Raw genomic sequence first — 13,959 nt, 5'->3', positions numbered from 1 at the left:
CAAGACGGTATCTACAAAGTACGCGCTGCAGCTGAAATTGCTTAACTGGCTGGCATTAGGCCCCAGGGGCCTCTCTTTTTTTGCCGGTATTGTCAGGGCTGGCTTTGCGGGAAAATCAGAATCTCCAGATTGCCACGCTGATAACGCTTGCCATCGATGGGCAACAACTCGACTTCTTGCACTTCCTGGACACTGTTGACCCGCATCACCACGCCGACCGCGCCTTTTTTGCGGGCCTCGGTCATCCATTGCCCAATACTTTTCATCGTGACGATTCTTGAGGCCATGGAGGGATCTTCGAGACCGTACTTCAGCTCGCCGATGGTGTTGTAAAGAGCGATCTGCGGCTGCTTCAATTGCCAAGACAACGCCGCCGCCGCCCCCAAATCGTTGCTCAGCAACGAGGTGGTCTGACTCAAGGCATCCAGATGCTCGGCAATGAACTGATCGGGCATCTTGTTATCGACGATCTGGCCGGGCATCGCCGCCGGCAGCAATGCGACCAGCAGCCAGATGCCCAGGGCCGGCATGGCCCAGAACATCAATGGACGCAAGACTTGCAACGCGTTAGCGATGATCCAGCCAATCAACACGAAAAACACCAGCGACAGGCTGAACATCTCAGTGTTTTCGTAGATCTCTTTGGTGCTCTGCAGATAGAGCAGGACGATCAGGGCTGTGGTAGCAATGACGACATTGATCATTCCGTTGATACGAATCGCCCGGCCGCGCGCATTGTTCAGCAACTCGGTCAGCGCATGGCCCATCAGCAACGCCAGGGGTAACAGGCACGGCATGATATAGGTCGGCAGCTTGCCGCTGCTCAGGCTGAAGAACCCAAGTGGCAACAGCAGCCAGAGCAACAGGAAAGCGATCGCAGGCTGGCGTTTTTGCTGCCAGGCCTGGACGAATGTCGTGGGCAATAACGCAGCCCATGGCAGGCTCGACACGACCAGCAGCGGCAGGTAGAACCACCATGGACGAGCGTGTTGCGCATTTTCGGCAGCGAAACGGCGAATGTGTTCGTTCCAGAAGAAAAACCGCCAGAAATCCGGTTCCTGATGGTGGATTGCGAGCGCCCACGGCAGGCAAACCACCACGGCGACAAGCACCGCCAACGGCCCGTAGCGCAACAGCTCACCCATGCGTCGTTGCCAGAGCATATAGGGCAGGGCGATCAATACCGGGAGTAGCCACGCCAGAAAGCCCTTGGTCATGAAACCCATCCCACAGGCAACGCCCAACAGCGCCCAGGCACCGAGACGACGACTCAAAGAACGGCTATCAATGGCGAACCACAGTGAGACCAGGCTCAGGTTGGCCCAGAGCGTGAATTGCGGATCGAGGTTGGCATATCCGGCCTGACCGGCGATCAGCCCGAAACTCATGTACAGCATTGCGCAGGCAACGCTTTTGCGCCGGTCGCCCCATAAGCGGCTGGCCATCAGGTAAGTCAGCCAGACACTCAGTCCTGTGCTCAGTGCCGAGACGATACGTACCCCGAACAGGTTGTCGCCAAAGATGGCCTGCGCGATGGCGATCATCCAGTACCCGGCAATCGGCTTCTCGAAGTAGCGAATGCCCATGAAGTGCGGAGAGGTCCAGTTCCCGCTCAGCAGCATTTCCTGGCTGATCTGGCCATAACGGGTTTCGTCTGGCGTCCACAGCCCATGGGACATCAGGGGCAAGAGATAAAACACCAAAAACGCCAGCAGCAACGCAGGTAGGGCCCAGCGTTCGGTGAGGGTGGAGGTCTGTGAAGCGGGGCGCAGTAAATTGTCAGCAGCGTAGGACCGCGAGTTATCAGGTGTCATGATTCGACCTTGGCGCAGCAGAGGTTGCTCGGAGGGAGACGTGCGCAGGGCATTTCAGCGTGCGCGGAACTTTATCCATGTCGTGAGTCAATACGGATCCGAACTGCAAACATCAGATCCTGTAGTTGTTAGTTGTTAGTTGCGACGAGCGCTGAGCGCTTTTATCGAGGGTCCGCTTATCAAGACTGCAAACTTATTGCTTGATCCGCGAGTCTTTAAACAAGGCGTGCCAATCACCGGCATTAAGTATGCCGAGTACTTGCAGCTGACCATTGGCATCAATGCGGACAAACAACGAACTACCATACTCACTCGAAGCCGCGTGTTTAAAACCGGTCTGGGCTTCGAAATCGCTGATGCAACCGCTGTGCGTCACCAGCACCAGATTGTGCTGGGCACGTTTGTGCGCCACCACATCATTACGCAGGGTTTTGCCACAGCTGGCCAACCATTCCTGGGTCATTGCGTCTTTGCCAAACATGGAATGCGAGGTTTGTGCCGTACGGGTGACCGGGCTGCTCAAGACATCGGTCTGGTCCATACCCAGACGCTGGAACCCTTGACCCACGGCCACGGCGGCATCGCTGCCGACTCGGGTAATGCCGTCGGCCGGGCCCAGGCAAGGATTGGCGGAGCGGTCGCAGCGCTCGGTATGGCGAACCAGTACGATGATCTCGCCCGCTTGCCACTGATTGATCAAGTGCGTGGTAGCGTCGGATCCGGTCGTGCCCAGATTTTCCGGCGATCTGGGCCACAAGACAAAACCCGTCACTAACGCTACAGCGATGAGTGCCACCGCCGACAACGTCAGCCTGGTCAGCCGCGGGCTCAAGACTTGCTTGGGTAACTGCTTGCGCGAAGATTTAATCACGTTTTATTTATCCGTCAGTACGCCATAGCGAATTACTTACAATGTGCCCATGCCCGATAACCTATCAGTCAAGCCAGAGCGCGAATTCAAAATTGAGGTGGTATAAGAGAGGCTAAATATTGGCAGGTGTGGGACAAGTGAAATGGATGTGAAAAATTTGCACGGCCTATGGGCAGCGCCTAGTTAGTTTATGTTTGCGAACTCTTATCTTTTACACCTTGCTAGTGGAAGCAAAGAATGGATTTCAAGCAGAGCCTGACGAAAAGGATCGTCATCGTATTCGCCTTGATGAGCGCGTTGGTGGCGGGCGTATTTGCAGTGGGCATCGTCGCAACAGTGCACGTGGTTGACCGAAAGCTCACGACGACGCGATTGTCAGGAGGGATGCACCGTCTGCTGTCGATGGACAATCCCGGTCAGTGGACCCATCAACCGGAAAAAGACGAGTTGTTTTTTACCCAGGGCGGGAAGGGCCTGATGGCGCTTGATTCGCAGCTGGAATCGCTAGGCCTCGGATTTCAGGAAATCCTGTATCACGGCGCCGATTTCTACGCGATGGTCGAGGTCGTGGATGGGCGCAAGTATGTGTTGCTGCGCGATCAGCAAAGCCTCGAACAGCGCGAGCGGATGTTGTTTGCTGTTGTCATGGTCAGTTTCGTTTTGAGCATTCTGCTGGCGATTCTGCTGGGCCGGTTATTGGCCCGGCGTGTGATGGCTCCGGTGATTCGCCTGGCGCGCCAGGTGCGTCATCGCGATCAACTATTGGACCTCGCGTCGCCGCTTCGTCCTGACTATGCGGCTGATGAGGTGGGAGAGCTGGCGCAGTCCTTTGACCAGACCCTGGGACGTCTGCGCGCAGCACTGGGCCGGGAAAAACTCTTCACCAGTGATGTCAGTCACGAATTGCGTACACCGCTGATGGTGTTGGGCAGCTCCTGTGAGCTGTTGCTGAGCAATCCCTCGCTGGACCCTCGTTCCGCGGCTCAGGTCAGCCGAATCGCCCGGGCCACCGACGAAATGCGTCAATTGGTCGAAACGTTTTTGATGCTGGCTCGCGCTCGAGAGGATTCCGGTTCGCAGGCCAATGCCACCCTCAAAGAAGTCGCCGATGCGCTGGTTGATATCTGGGGTCGACTGATCCGGGAGAAGGGCATCGAATTCATTTACGACATCGAGCATGTTTCGTCGGATCGTCATAACCTGACGTTCCTGCAATCGGTCATGGGCAATTTGTTGCGAAATGCCTGGCACTACACGGATCAAGGCCACATCCGACTGACCCTGCGCGAACATGGCTTCATTATCGAAGACAGCGGCATAGGCATCCCGGAAGAAGAACGCGATGCGATATTTCAGCCGTTCGTGCGCGGTGACGAGCGTCGAGGTGAAGGGTTGGGGTTGGGCCTTTCACTGGTGCAACGGATCTGCAGCAATCAAAACTGGCGAGTGCAACTCAGTAGCCGCCAGCCCAACGGTTGTTGTTTCACCGTTGAGCTGGACCGCGAGTAAACTTTTTACTGGGCCGATGGACAACCTCTCGGGGTTCCGGCGGCGGCCTGACTGATCAGCGCAGCCAGGCGTTTGACGTTGCTCTGCTGAGCCGCTACCAGTTCATCGATGGACGGCCCTGAAGGTGTCTGCAACGTGCTGCGGCAAGTGACCAGCGCGTTATCGCTTTCGCCGAGGCGACGCAGGCGCCATTTGACGTCAATCAGCGCGTATTGGCCGGGGATCGAATCGAAACGTTGCACGTCCAGGCGCACCGAAACCTTGCGCTGCGGATTGCTGTTGACCAGTTGATCGACCAAGGCACTGCGCAATTCATCCGACAGGCTCGCGCCCCACCACTCGGTTTCGAGGATCGCCAGGCCACTGTTGCCCTGGCGAATCACGATCTGCGGGCGGTCGACCTGAGGAGGGACGCTGAGGCCCTCGATCTGGATATCCGCAGCGCTGGTCCTTGAGTTGCCGCTCGGTTGGGCCGGGGTCAGGGTGTGGAATTGAATCGGCTCACTGCGGCACGCGGCGAGTAGCAACAATGCAGTGACCAAGCTGATCTTCAGCGGATAAACCATGAGTGATGCTCCTGTGGTCATTTGCGCGGCGGCCCCTGCAGGTCCGTCGGCGCAGCATTGTCGGGACGACCGCGAATCAGCGATTCCGGATGCCGTCCCAGGTAATCCGAGAGTTCACGCAAGGAGCGCGACATGCGTCCGAGTTCCTCCAGGGTCTGACCTAATTGTTCGCGTTGTGGCGAGTCTTCGGCCAAGGTCGAACTGGCCGATTGCAGCGTCTTGCTGACGTCCGCCAGGGTGGTCTGCACGCCGGGGAGGGTCTTGGCGTTGAATTGCGCCAGACCTTTACGCAGTTCGACGAGGTTGCTGTCCAGGTTGCCGGCGATGCGCTCGATTGGCAGTTGGTTGATCTTGTTGACCATGCCCTCCAGTTTTTCCTGCAATTGTTCGAGGCTGCCAGGAACGGTTGGGATAGAGACTGGACGGGCGGTCGGATCGAACACGACTTTCTCCGCTTTGGGGTAGAAGTCGAGCGCAATGTAGAGTTGACCGGTCAATAGATTGCCGCTCCGGGCCTGGGCCCGCAGACCGTTGTCGATGAAACTGCCCATCAGTCGTACGCCAGCGGCTTCGTCGTTAGGGTCATGCTTCAAGACCTCAAGCATTTTGGAGTGAGCCTGGCCGAGTCGTTGCGGGTAGATCACGATGCCGACATTGACCGGGAAACTGCGTTTTTTCGCGTCGAAATCCAGATTGACCGCCACGACTTTGCCGAATTCGATGCCAAGGAATTCCACCGGTGCACCGACCTTGAGCCCGCGCAAGGCCTGATCGAAACGCAAACTCAAGAATTGCCCCTTGCCGCTGGGCGGGGCAAGGGCGGTTAGCTGGTCTTCGAACAGGTCGAAGGCTTTGTCCTCGACGGCCGGTTGATCGTTAGGGCTGTATTCCGGAGCGCGGAAGGCGATGCCGCCCACCAGGATCGATGACAGCGATTCGGTTTTTACCGAAAAGCCGTTGGCGCCGACGTTCACGTCGACCCCGCTGGCGTTCCAGAAACGGGTGTTATCGGTCACGTAGGCATCATTGGGCGAATGCACGAAAATCTCGATATCGACCCCTTTACCGTCGGCATTCAGGGCGTAGGCCACCACTTGCCCGACCGGAATCTTGCGGTAGTAAACCGGAGAGCCGATGTCCAGCGAACCGAGGTCATCGGTGCGCAGGGTGAAGCGCTTGCCCGGCTCGCCATAGGTAATTGGTGGAGGGTTTTCCAGGCCAGTAAAGTTCTTCGAGCGAGCATTGGCCTGGCCGATGTCGGCGCCAATGTAGTCCCCGGACAGCAGGGTATCGATACCCGACACCCCGCCGGCGCCAATACGCGGACGCACAACCCAGAATTGCGAGTCTTCGCGGGTGAAACTTTCCGCCTGCTTGGACAGTTTGATGGTGGCGTTGACGCTCTTCTGATCGTTGCTCAGCTCCACGTCCGAGACTTGGCCGATCACCACATTGCGGTATTTGACCTCGGTCTTGTTGGCCGTCAGGCCGCTGCCGGTTTTGAACGTGACGGTAATGGTCGGACCTTCCTGCAACATGGAGTGCACGACCAGGGAAAGCCCCACCAGCACCGCGACGATCGGCACGATCCATACCAGCGAAACGCTGAAGCGACGGGTTTTGACAGGGGCCTGGCCGGGGGCTTGTGGCCCATCAGTGGCTTGCGACTTCATCCTTGACCTCCTCGTTTGGGTTATCCCGCTCTTCTTTATCCCAGATCAGGCGTGGGTCGAAACTCATTGCCGACAGCATGGTGAACACCACCACCAGGCCAAAGAACAGAATGCCCGGGCGCGGTTCGATATCGGCCAGGGCTTGAAACTTCACCAGTGAGGCCACCAGGGCGACCACGATCACATCGAGCATCGACCAGTAACCGATGAGCTCGACGAAACGGTACAGCGTCGAGCGCTGCTTACTCGCCCATTGGCTGTCGCGCTGAACGGTCACCAGTAACAGCGTCAGGGCGACGAACTTGATGCCCGGCACCGCGATGCTGGCGATGAAAATAATCAGGGCAATGTCCCAGGCGCCGTGCTGCCAGAACTCGATCACACCGCTCATGATCGTGCTATCGGCGCCGTTGCCGACCATCTTGGTGTTCATCACGGGTAGCAGATTAGCCGGGAAGTAAAATGCCAGGGCCGTGAACATGTAGGCCCAGGTCCGGGCCAGTGAGTTGGTTTTGCGCCGATGCAGCGGCGCACCGCACCGTGTGCATTCGTGAGGTTCATCGGTCATGTCACAGGCCAGGCCGCAGCTATGACACAGGCACAGGTTGAGTTCACTCGCCACCGGGGGCCTGTTCATAAGATGTCCCAGAGCTCACGGATGTCGCGCCCGGCAATGCGGATCATCATCAGGCTGAGAATGGCCAGGGCGAACAGACCGATGCCAGGCAGCACATCCAGCAATCCGGCGAGTTTGATCACCGCGACCATCGCCCCCAGCAGACAGACCTCCAGCATGCTCCAGGGTCTGAGGGTTTCCAGCCAGCGCATGCAGAACTTGAAGCCGGGCGAGCGCTTGTGGGCGAGGGCGAAGCTCAGCACCCAGATAAGCAGCACTAGCTGGAAAATCGGCGCGATGATCATCGCGATCGCCGCCACCATGGCGATGAAAGTGATCGGCCCAAGACTCAGGGCCAGCACCGAATCCCAGAGTGTTGCGCTGTTTTTAAGGCCTTTGAGGCTGATGCTCATGACGGGATAGAAGTTGGCGAAAATCCACAGCATCAGCGCGGTAAAGGTCAACGCCAGACGTTGTTCCACCGTCAGGCCGTTATAGCGCTGAAGCACGCCGCCGCAGCGCGTACACAGGGTTTTCTGATGTTTGGCGAGCGTGACTTTTTGATACACGCAGTCGCAGTGCTCGCAGATGATCAGTGGGTCAGTCGTAGCCATGGGTCGGGCTCGAATGGAGGCTGGAAAGTCAGAGCACTCCCTCAATATAGAAGCGCCTCGCGATTGAGCAAATTAAAAGGCTGTTCAATGGGATGCGGTCAGACGGTGATCTCCCGTAGGAGCTGCCAAAGGCTGCGATCTTTTGACCTTGATCTTGAAGATCAAAAGATCGCAGCCTGCGGCAGCTCCTACAGGGGAATGGTGTTTCATCGAAGGTGGGAGGGCGGTCAACCGAGCAGTTCGCGCAGGCGATACCAGAACATGCCGAGGGCAAGCAGCGGAGAACGCAGCATCGGCCCGCCGGGAAAGGTCATGTGCGGCACGGCGCTGAACACGTCAAAGCCCTGACTGTGTCCGACGTGGATCGCTTCGCCCAACAGCTTTGCGCACCAGTGGGTCACGTTCAGGCCATGACCGGAGTAACCCTGGGCGTAAAACACGTTTGGATGCTGGCTCAAGCGCCCGACCTGTGGGAAGCGATTGGCGCTGATGCCAATCTTGCCGCCCCATTGATAGTCGATGCGCACGTTGGCCAATTGCGGGAAGACCTTGAGCATGTGCGGACGCATGTAAGCTTCGATGTCTGCCGGATCGCGCCCGGAATAATGACAGGCGCCGCCGAACAGCAAACGTCTATCTGCCGAGAGTCGGTAGTAATCCAGGCCGACTTTCTGGTCGCAGAGCGCCAGGTTATGCGGGATCAATTGCGCTGCAACGTCGGGCGCCAACGGCTCGGTGGCGATGATGTAGCTGCCCGCGGGGAGAACCTTGCCGCTCAGTTTCGGTTCGAGCTCTTCCAGGTGAGCGTTGCACGCCAGCACCAGACTGCCGGCGCGCACCGTGCCGCCGGCACAGCGAACCTGCACGGTGCTGCCATGGACCAACTCCAGCACCGGGCTCTGCTCGAAGATCTGCACCCCTAAGGATTGCGCCAATAGCGCTTCGCCAAGCACAAGATTCAGCGGATGCAAATGACCCGAGCCCATATCGACGAGACCACCGGCATACACGCCTGAGTTCACCACCTGCTGCCGGATCTGCTCCGGCCCGACGAGTCGGGTTTCGTGGGCGTAACCGGATTCGGCAAGACATTGCTGCTCAGCCTTGAACGCCGCGAACTGCGCTTTAGTATTGGCCAGTTCACAGAACCCCCAGCGCAGGTCGCAATCAATCCCGTGTTCACGAATGCGGTTGCCCACAAGCGCTACCGATTCAACGCCTGCACGCTCAAGGTAACGCACGCCTTCTTCACCGACATGACGGGCAAAACCGCTGACGTCATGGCCGATACCGCGGATCAGTTGCCCGCCGTTACGCCCGCTGGCGCCCCAGCCGATCCGTCGGCCTTCCAGCAGAATCACCGAGAGTCCGCGCTGAGCCAGTTCGATCGCTGTGTTAACGCCGGTAAAGCCACCGCCGATCACACAGACATCGGCTTCAAGATCCGCAGCCAGTGTGGGGTAGGGCGCCATTCCATTGGCTGACGCCGCGTAATAGGAACGGGCATGTTCGTTGCTGTACTGATTCATTGGTTGGACTTCACTTTGCTCCAGGAACGGGTCATCAAGCGCATGATCGCCTGGGGCGGAGTGGTGGAAATGTAGAGCTTGTCGAGGACTGCCTGAGGCGGATAAACCTCAGGGTTGTTGACCAGCTCAGGGTCCATGTCTTGCTTGGACGCCGGGTTAGGGTTGGCGTAACCGACCGAAGCGCTGACCTTGGCAATCACTTGCGGGTCCAGCAAGTAGTTGATGAAGGCATGCGCTTCTTTCTGGTTGCTGGCGTCTGCGGGAACCGCCAACAGGTCGAACCACAAGTTACTGCCTTCCTTGGGAATCGAGTAGGCGATGTTCACACCGTTCTTGGCTTCTTTGGCCCGGTTCGCGGCCTGGAACACGTCACCCGAGTAACCGAAAGCCACGCAGATGTCGCCGTTGGCCAAATCTGAAACGTACTTCGAGGAGTGGAAGTAGGTGATGTAAGGCCGGAGGGTCAACAGTTTGGCTTCAGCCTTTTTGTAATCCTCAGGATTTTCGCTGCGCGGGTCCATGCCCATATAGTTGAGGATCGCCGGGAACACTTCATCGGCCGAATCCATCATCGACACGCCGCACTGACTGAGTTTCTTCAGGTTCTGCGGTTCGAAAAACACCGCCCAGGAATCGATGCGGTCAATGCCCAGCACTTGCTTGACCTTGTCGACGTTGTAGCCAATGCCGTTGGTGCCCCACAGGTAAGGGACCGAGTGCTCGTTGCCCGGATCGTTTTTCTCCAGCAGCGCCAGCAGTTTCGGGTCGAGGTTCTTGAAGTTGGGCAGTTGCGAACGATCGAGCTTCAGGAACGCGCCGGCTTTCACCTGGCGAGCGAGGAAGTGGTTGGACGGCACCACCACGTCATATCCCGTGCGACCAGCGAGCAATTTGCCCTCTAGGGTTTCGTTGGAATCGAACACGTCGTAGATCACCTTGATCCCGCTTTTCGCCTGGAAATCGGCGAGGGTGGTCTCGCCGATGTAATCGGTCCAGTTGTAGACGCTGACCGTTGGCTGAGCCTGCGCAACGGCGCTGAACAACACTGCCAGCGCGACCGGAACCACGGATTTCAATAGACGCATATCGACACCTCTTTTGGTTGTTGGATTTTTCAGGTGTTTCTTTGGTGTTCTTGCGGCCGCCATCGCGAGCAAGCTCGCTCCCACATTTGGAATGCGTTCCCCTGTGGGAGCGAGCTTGCTCGCGATGAGGCCCTCACGGGCAGCGCAGATCTCAGACGCTGAGCAGCAGGAACTCACGCTCCCAGGAGCTGATCACGCGCTTGAAGTTCTCGTGTTCGGCGCGCTTGACCGCGACATATCCGCGGACGAATTTGCTGCCCAGATAACGCCCGATGGTTTCGCATTCTTCCATCTGCGTCAGAGCGTCTTCGATGGTGATCGGCAGGCGCAAGTTGCGGCGCTCGTAGGCACGACCTTGCACCGCAGCACTCGGTTCGATGCGTTCGACCATCCCCAGATACCCGCACAACAGGCTCGCTGCGATCGCCAGATAAGGGTTGGCATCGGCGCCCGGTAAACGGTTTTCCACGCGCATTGCGTCCGGCGTTGAAGTCGGCACACGCAGGCCAACGGTGCGGTTTTCTTCGCCCCATTCGACGTTTACCGGCGCCGACGTGTCCGGCAGGAAGCGGCGGAACGAATTGACGTTTGGCGCGAACATCGGCAGCACTTTGGGGATGTACTTTTGCAGGCCACCGATGTGGTGCAGGAACAGTTCGCTCATCTGCCCGTCGGCATCGGCAAAGATCGGCTGGCCGGTGGCGATGTCCACGATGCTCTGGTGGATATGCATGGCGCTGCCGGGTTCATCGCCAATCGGTTTGGCCATAAAGGTCGCGGTGACGTTGTGCTTGAGCGCCGCTTCGCGCAGGGTGCGCTTGAACACGGTGATCTGGTCGGCCAGGTCCAGTGCGTCGCCATGACGGAAGTTGATTTCCATCTGCGCCGGGCCGTCTTCGTGGATCAAGGTATCGAGGTCCAGGCCTTGGAGTTCGCACCAGTCGTACACGTCTTCAAACAGCGGATCGAATTCGTTGGCGGCGTCGATGGAAAACGACTGACGACCACTTTCCGCACGGCCCGAACGCCCCAGCGGTGCCTTGAGGGGCAAGTCCGGGTCTTCGCAGCGCTGGGTCAGGTAGAACTCCATTTCCGGCGCGACAATCGGCCGCCAGCCTTTGTCGGTGTACAGCTGCAGAACCTTTTTCAGCACGTTGCGCGGTGACAGCTCGATCGGGTTGCCGAACTTGTCGAAGGTGTCGTGAATCACGATGGCGGTGGGCTCGATGGCCCATGGGATCACGTACACCGCGTCGGAGACGGGCTTGCACACCATGTCGATGTCGGCCGGGTCGAGCAGGTCGTAGTAGATGTCGTCGTCGACAAAGTCCCCGGTTACCGTTTGCAAAAGCACACTTTCCGGCAGGCGCATGCCTCGCTCATGCAGGAACTTGTTGGTGGGTGCAATTTTGCCGCGTGCGATGCCGGTCAAGTCGCTGACCACACATTCGACTTCGGTAATCTTGTGATCTTTCAGCCACGTGAGCAGCTGATCGAAAGGGACATTCATAAAGACCTCGTTATTGGTTTTATTAACGCCGGGGAGGCTGGTTTCATCCACCACACACTTCCCCTGTGGCGCGTTGACGACTATCTTGGGCGAGCCTTGACGTTCCATCTATCCACTTTCAGCAGCACCAAAACGCACCAAACGAGTGCGTAAGGTCACCCATGACAACGTGCAATCCCCTGCAAGTCCAAGCGTTCGACACCGCCGATGTCGCCGAGCAAATCCGCGCCACACCGGGTTGGGTGCAGCATTACCAGCAGATGTCACCGGGGCATTTCGCCGGGCGTGTGCGCTACCTGGACCTGCAAGGCGTGGAGATTTACGAGGAACAGATGAACACCCGGGTCGAGCAGAATTTCAGCGCGCCGGAAGGTGCGCTGGCGTTTTGTTTCGACCGCAGCGACAACGCGCTCTATGTGTTGAATGGTGAAAGCCGCAACATCTGGATCACCCCGGAGAACTACCAGGAAATCGCCGTGGTGTTCGGGCCGGAGTTCGTGCAGCGTCACGGTTTGAACGTGGCCAGGCTCGAAGGCCTGTTCATGGCGCCACTGAATTCGGGGCAAAACGCGTTGTTCAGTCGCTGGCTCAGCGGGACGTTGACCCGACTGGCGCAGACCCTCGATCCGCCGAGCAAGGAGGCGTTGACCCAGCAGTTGCTGGAAGACTGCCTCTACATTCTCGACAACGCCTGTGTTTGCCTTGATCGCGGCGGTTTACAGCGCCGCGCCGAAGAGCGTGCAGTGATGAAACGCATCGGTGAATGGGCGGCTGACACCCCGGAAGAGACCCTGAATCTGCTTGAGCTTTCGCAGGTCGCCGGGGTTTCACTGCGGCAGTTGCAGCATGCGTTCAAGGCGTATACCGGGATGACCCCGACCCATTGGTTGCGCTTGCGCCGACTCAACAGCGCACGCCGAGAATTGCTCAGCCGCACAGCGATGGACACCACCGTTGCCGAAGTGGCGATGCACTGGTCGTTCTGGCATTTGGGGCGATTCTCCAGCAGCTATCGGGCGCTGTTCAACGAACTTCCCAGTCAGACGCTCGCCCGCAACCCCTGTGGCGCAACAGGTCGCGGGTAAGCAGGCGACGCGTCAGCGCGGCTTTGTGGCTTTCGCCGATTTGCTGTTGCCCGGCATGTGCAGGTAAGCCATCACGCTTTCGGTCAGTTCGGTCGCCAGCTTGACGGCTTCCTTGTTGCGCGCCATCACACCCGCCACCAGGCCTTCGATCAAGGCGAGCACCGCGATGTTGGAACTGGTCAATACCGGATGGTCGGCGGGGGCAAACAGCACATGTTCGGCAATGCTGGTGAGCGGCGAGGCAGGTGAATCGGTGATTGCCAGCACCGTGGCGCCACGCTCATTGGCGAAACGGGCGAGTTGCAGGGTGTCGAGGGAATAGCGCGGCAGGGAGATCGCCAGCAACACATCCTGATCGGTAATCGCAGCCAGACGGTAAGCAGCGTTTTCGTTGCCGCCCTCCATGCTGATGGCGGTGGCGTCGGCACAGAAAGGCATCAGGGTTGAGGCGGCGAGACCGGCGAAGTACACGCTGTTGCCAAAGCCCAGGATGTAGATTTTGCGAGCCTGGGTCAGGCGGGTCACGAACGCTTCAAAGGTGTCTGCATGGTTGTTGGTTGCCGCCGTGGCGAGGTTGCTGCTGGCGCTCTGGATTTGTTCGTGCAGGCCAAACGCGCCGCCAGGACGGTGCGCCAGTTCGTTGCGCAGTTTGTCGACCGGCGACACCATTTGCTGCAACGTCGCGACCAGCTCGGCCTTCATGCCAGTGTAGCCACCCAGGTTCAGGGCCTTGGCCAAACGGTTGACCGCCGCTGGCGAGGTGGACGTTTCGTGGGCCATCTCCTCGATGGTCAGCGTCGCAGCCCTCAGGGGGTGACGCAGGATAAAGTCCGCCACCTTGCGCAGTGACGGCTGCAAATCGCCAACGATCTCCGCCAGTTTGCGCATAACCGGTGCGGCATAGACCGTGGTGTTTTTCGATGGGGTCGGCATATCCGGCTCAACATTTCCTGAGGGGTGGAGAAGGGGTGGCACAAGGTTGGCTGGAGTGTATCCGAAGCCAACCGTTGGTGTGCAACGCTTGCCAAGGGGCGGTGACGGGCCGATCGAGCCATAACGCAGTCCGTGTAATTGGATGGACTCGCCC

General features: G+C 58.5%; 12 protein-coding genes. 2 read left to right on the top strand and 10 right to left on the bottom strand.

The window, feature by feature from the left end:
- Positions 1–92: 92 nt before the first annotated feature.
- On the bottom strand, positions 93–1,814 hold the full coding sequence (arnT, locus tag VD17_RS21010) for a lipid IV(A) 4-amino-4-deoxy-L-arabinosyltransferase (protein ID WP_046055477.1): 1,722 nt from the start codon (positions 1,812–1,814) through the stop codon (positions 93–95).
- Between the two features lie 193 nt (positions 1,815–2,007).
- The gene (locus VD17_RS21005) at positions 2,008–2,685 is read right to left on the bottom strand and encodes a histidine phosphatase family protein (protein WP_046055476.1); all 678 of its coding nucleotides are present in this window, start codon (positions 2,683–2,685) and stop codon (positions 2,008–2,010) included.
- Between the two features lie 237 nt (positions 2,686–2,922).
- Here VD17_RS21005 and VD17_RS21000 point away from each other — a divergent pair, with 237 nt between their 5' ends.
- Complete coding sequence (locus VD17_RS21000; protein WP_046055475.1) at positions 2,923–4,194, top strand: sensor histidine kinase; 1,272 nt, start codon at positions 2,923–2,925, stop codon at positions 4,192–4,194.
- A gap of 5 nt (positions 4,195–4,199) precedes the next feature.
- Here VD17_RS21000 and VD17_RS20995 read toward each other — a convergent pair whose 3' ends face one another.
- The 7 genes from VD17_RS20995 to VD17_RS20965 all read right to left on the bottom strand — a co-directional run bounded on the left by VD17_RS20995 (position 4,200) and on the right by VD17_RS20965 (position 11,787).
- Entirely contained in the window at positions 4,200–4,760 is a 561-nt protein-coding gene (locus tag VD17_RS20995) for a PqiC family protein (RefSeq protein WP_046055474.1), read from the bottom strand.
- Positions 4,761–4,777: 17 nt separating this feature from the next.
- Complete coding sequence (locus tag VD17_RS20990; protein ID WP_046055473.1) at positions 4,778–6,433, bottom strand: PqiB family protein; 1,656 nt, start codon at positions 6,431–6,433, stop codon at positions 4,778–4,780.
- On the bottom strand, positions 6,414–7,070 hold the full coding sequence (locus VD17_RS20985; protein ID WP_046055472.1) for a paraquat-inducible protein A: 657 nt from the start codon (positions 7,068–7,070) through the stop codon (positions 6,414–6,416). The genes VD17_RS20990 and VD17_RS20985 overlap by 20 nt, the downstream gene beginning before the upstream one ends.
- Complete coding sequence (locus VD17_RS20980) at positions 7,067–7,663, bottom strand: paraquat-inducible protein A (protein ID WP_046055471.1); 597 nt, start codon at positions 7,661–7,663, stop codon at positions 7,067–7,069. The genes VD17_RS20985 and VD17_RS20980 overlap by 4 nt, the downstream gene beginning before the upstream one ends.
- Before the next feature lie 227 nt (positions 7,664–7,890).
- Entirely contained in the window at positions 7,891–9,192 is a 1,302-nt protein-coding gene (locus VD17_RS20975; RefSeq protein ID WP_046055470.1) for an NAD(P)/FAD-dependent oxidoreductase, read from the bottom strand.
- A complete protein-coding gene (locus VD17_RS20970) occupies positions 9,189–10,277 on the bottom strand; it encodes a polyamine ABC transporter substrate-binding protein (RefSeq protein ID WP_046055469.1) in 1,089 nt (362 codons plus the stop codon). The genes VD17_RS20975 and VD17_RS20970 overlap by 4 nt, the downstream gene beginning before the upstream one ends.
- Positions 10,278–10,428: 151 nt before the next feature.
- Positions 10,429–11,787 carry a glutamine synthetase family protein gene (locus VD17_RS20965; protein WP_046055468.1) on the bottom strand — a complete coding sequence of 453 codons (1,359 nt, stop codon included), beginning with the start codon at positions 11,785–11,787 and terminating at the stop codon, positions 10,429–10,431.
- A 161-nt stretch (positions 11,788–11,948) separates the two neighbouring features.
- On the opposite strand from VD17_RS20965, the gene VD17_RS20960 reads away from it, so the two are divergent.
- The gene (locus tag VD17_RS20960; protein WP_046055467.1) at positions 11,949–12,872 is read left to right on the top strand and encodes a helix-turn-helix domain-containing protein; all 924 of its coding nucleotides are present in this window, start codon (positions 11,949–11,951) and stop codon (positions 12,870–12,872) included.
- 12 nt (positions 12,873–12,884) lie between these two features.
- Here the strand turns inward: VD17_RS20960 and VD17_RS20955 are convergent, their stop codons facing one another.
- Positions 12,885–13,805, bottom strand: a complete 921-nt coding sequence (locus VD17_RS20955; RefSeq protein ID WP_046055466.1) for a MurR/RpiR family transcriptional regulator — start codon at positions 13,803–13,805, stop codon at positions 12,885–12,887.
- Positions 13,806–13,959: the final 154 nt, after the last annotated feature.

Origin of the sequence: Pseudomonas fluorescens (genome assembly GCF_000968015.1) — a bacterium.
Lineage (GTDB): Bacteria > Pseudomonadota > Gammaproteobacteria > Pseudomonadales > Pseudomonadaceae > Aquipseudomonas > Aquipseudomonas fluorescens_W.
This window is presented reverse-complemented; position numbering and strand designations above follow the sequence as displayed.

What these genes read in the sequence shown, in the direction of transcription:
- arnT (WP_046055477.1), bottom strand. Translation starts at nt 1,814, where the DNA reads ATGACACCTGATAACTCGCGGTCCTACGCTGCTGACAATTTACTGCGC.
- VD17_RS21000 (WP_046055475.1), top strand. Translation starts at nt 2,923, where the DNA reads ATGGATTTCAAGCAGAGCCTGACGAAAAGGATCGTCATCGTATTCGCC.
- VD17_RS20995 (WP_046055474.1), bottom strand. Translation starts at nt 4,760, where the DNA reads ATGGTTTATCCGCTGAAGATCAGCTTGGTCACTGCATTGTTGCTACTC.
- VD17_RS20990 (WP_046055473.1), bottom strand. Translation starts at nt 6,433, where the DNA reads ATGAAGTCGCAAGCCACTGATGGGCCACAAGCCCCCGGCCAGGCCCCT.
- VD17_RS20985 (WP_046055472.1), bottom strand. Translation starts at nt 7,070, where the DNA reads ATGAACAGGCCCCCGGTGGCGAGTGAACTCAACCTGTGCCTGTGTCAT.
- VD17_RS20980 (WP_046055471.1), bottom strand. Translation starts at nt 7,663, where the DNA reads ATGGCTACGACTGACCCACTGATCATCTGCGAGCACTGCGACTGCGTG.
- VD17_RS20975 (WP_046055470.1), bottom strand. Translation starts at nt 9,192, where the DNA reads ATGAATCAGTACAGCAACGAACATGCCCGTTCCTATTACGCGGCGTCA.
- VD17_RS20970 (WP_046055469.1), bottom strand. Translation starts at nt 10,277, where the DNA reads ATGCGTCTATTGAAATCCGTGGTTCCGGTCGCGCTGGCAGTGTTGTTC.
- VD17_RS20965 (WP_046055468.1), bottom strand. Translation starts at nt 11,787, where the DNA reads ATGAATGTCCCTTTCGATCAGCTGCTCACGTGGCTGAAAGATCACAAG.
- VD17_RS20960 (WP_046055467.1), top strand. Translation starts at nt 11,949, where the DNA reads ATGACAACGTGCAATCCCCTGCAAGTCCAAGCGTTCGACACCGCCGAT.
- VD17_RS20955 (WP_046055466.1), bottom strand. Translation starts at nt 13,805, where the DNA reads ATGCCGACCCCATCGAAAAACACCACGGTCTATGCCGCACCGGTTATG.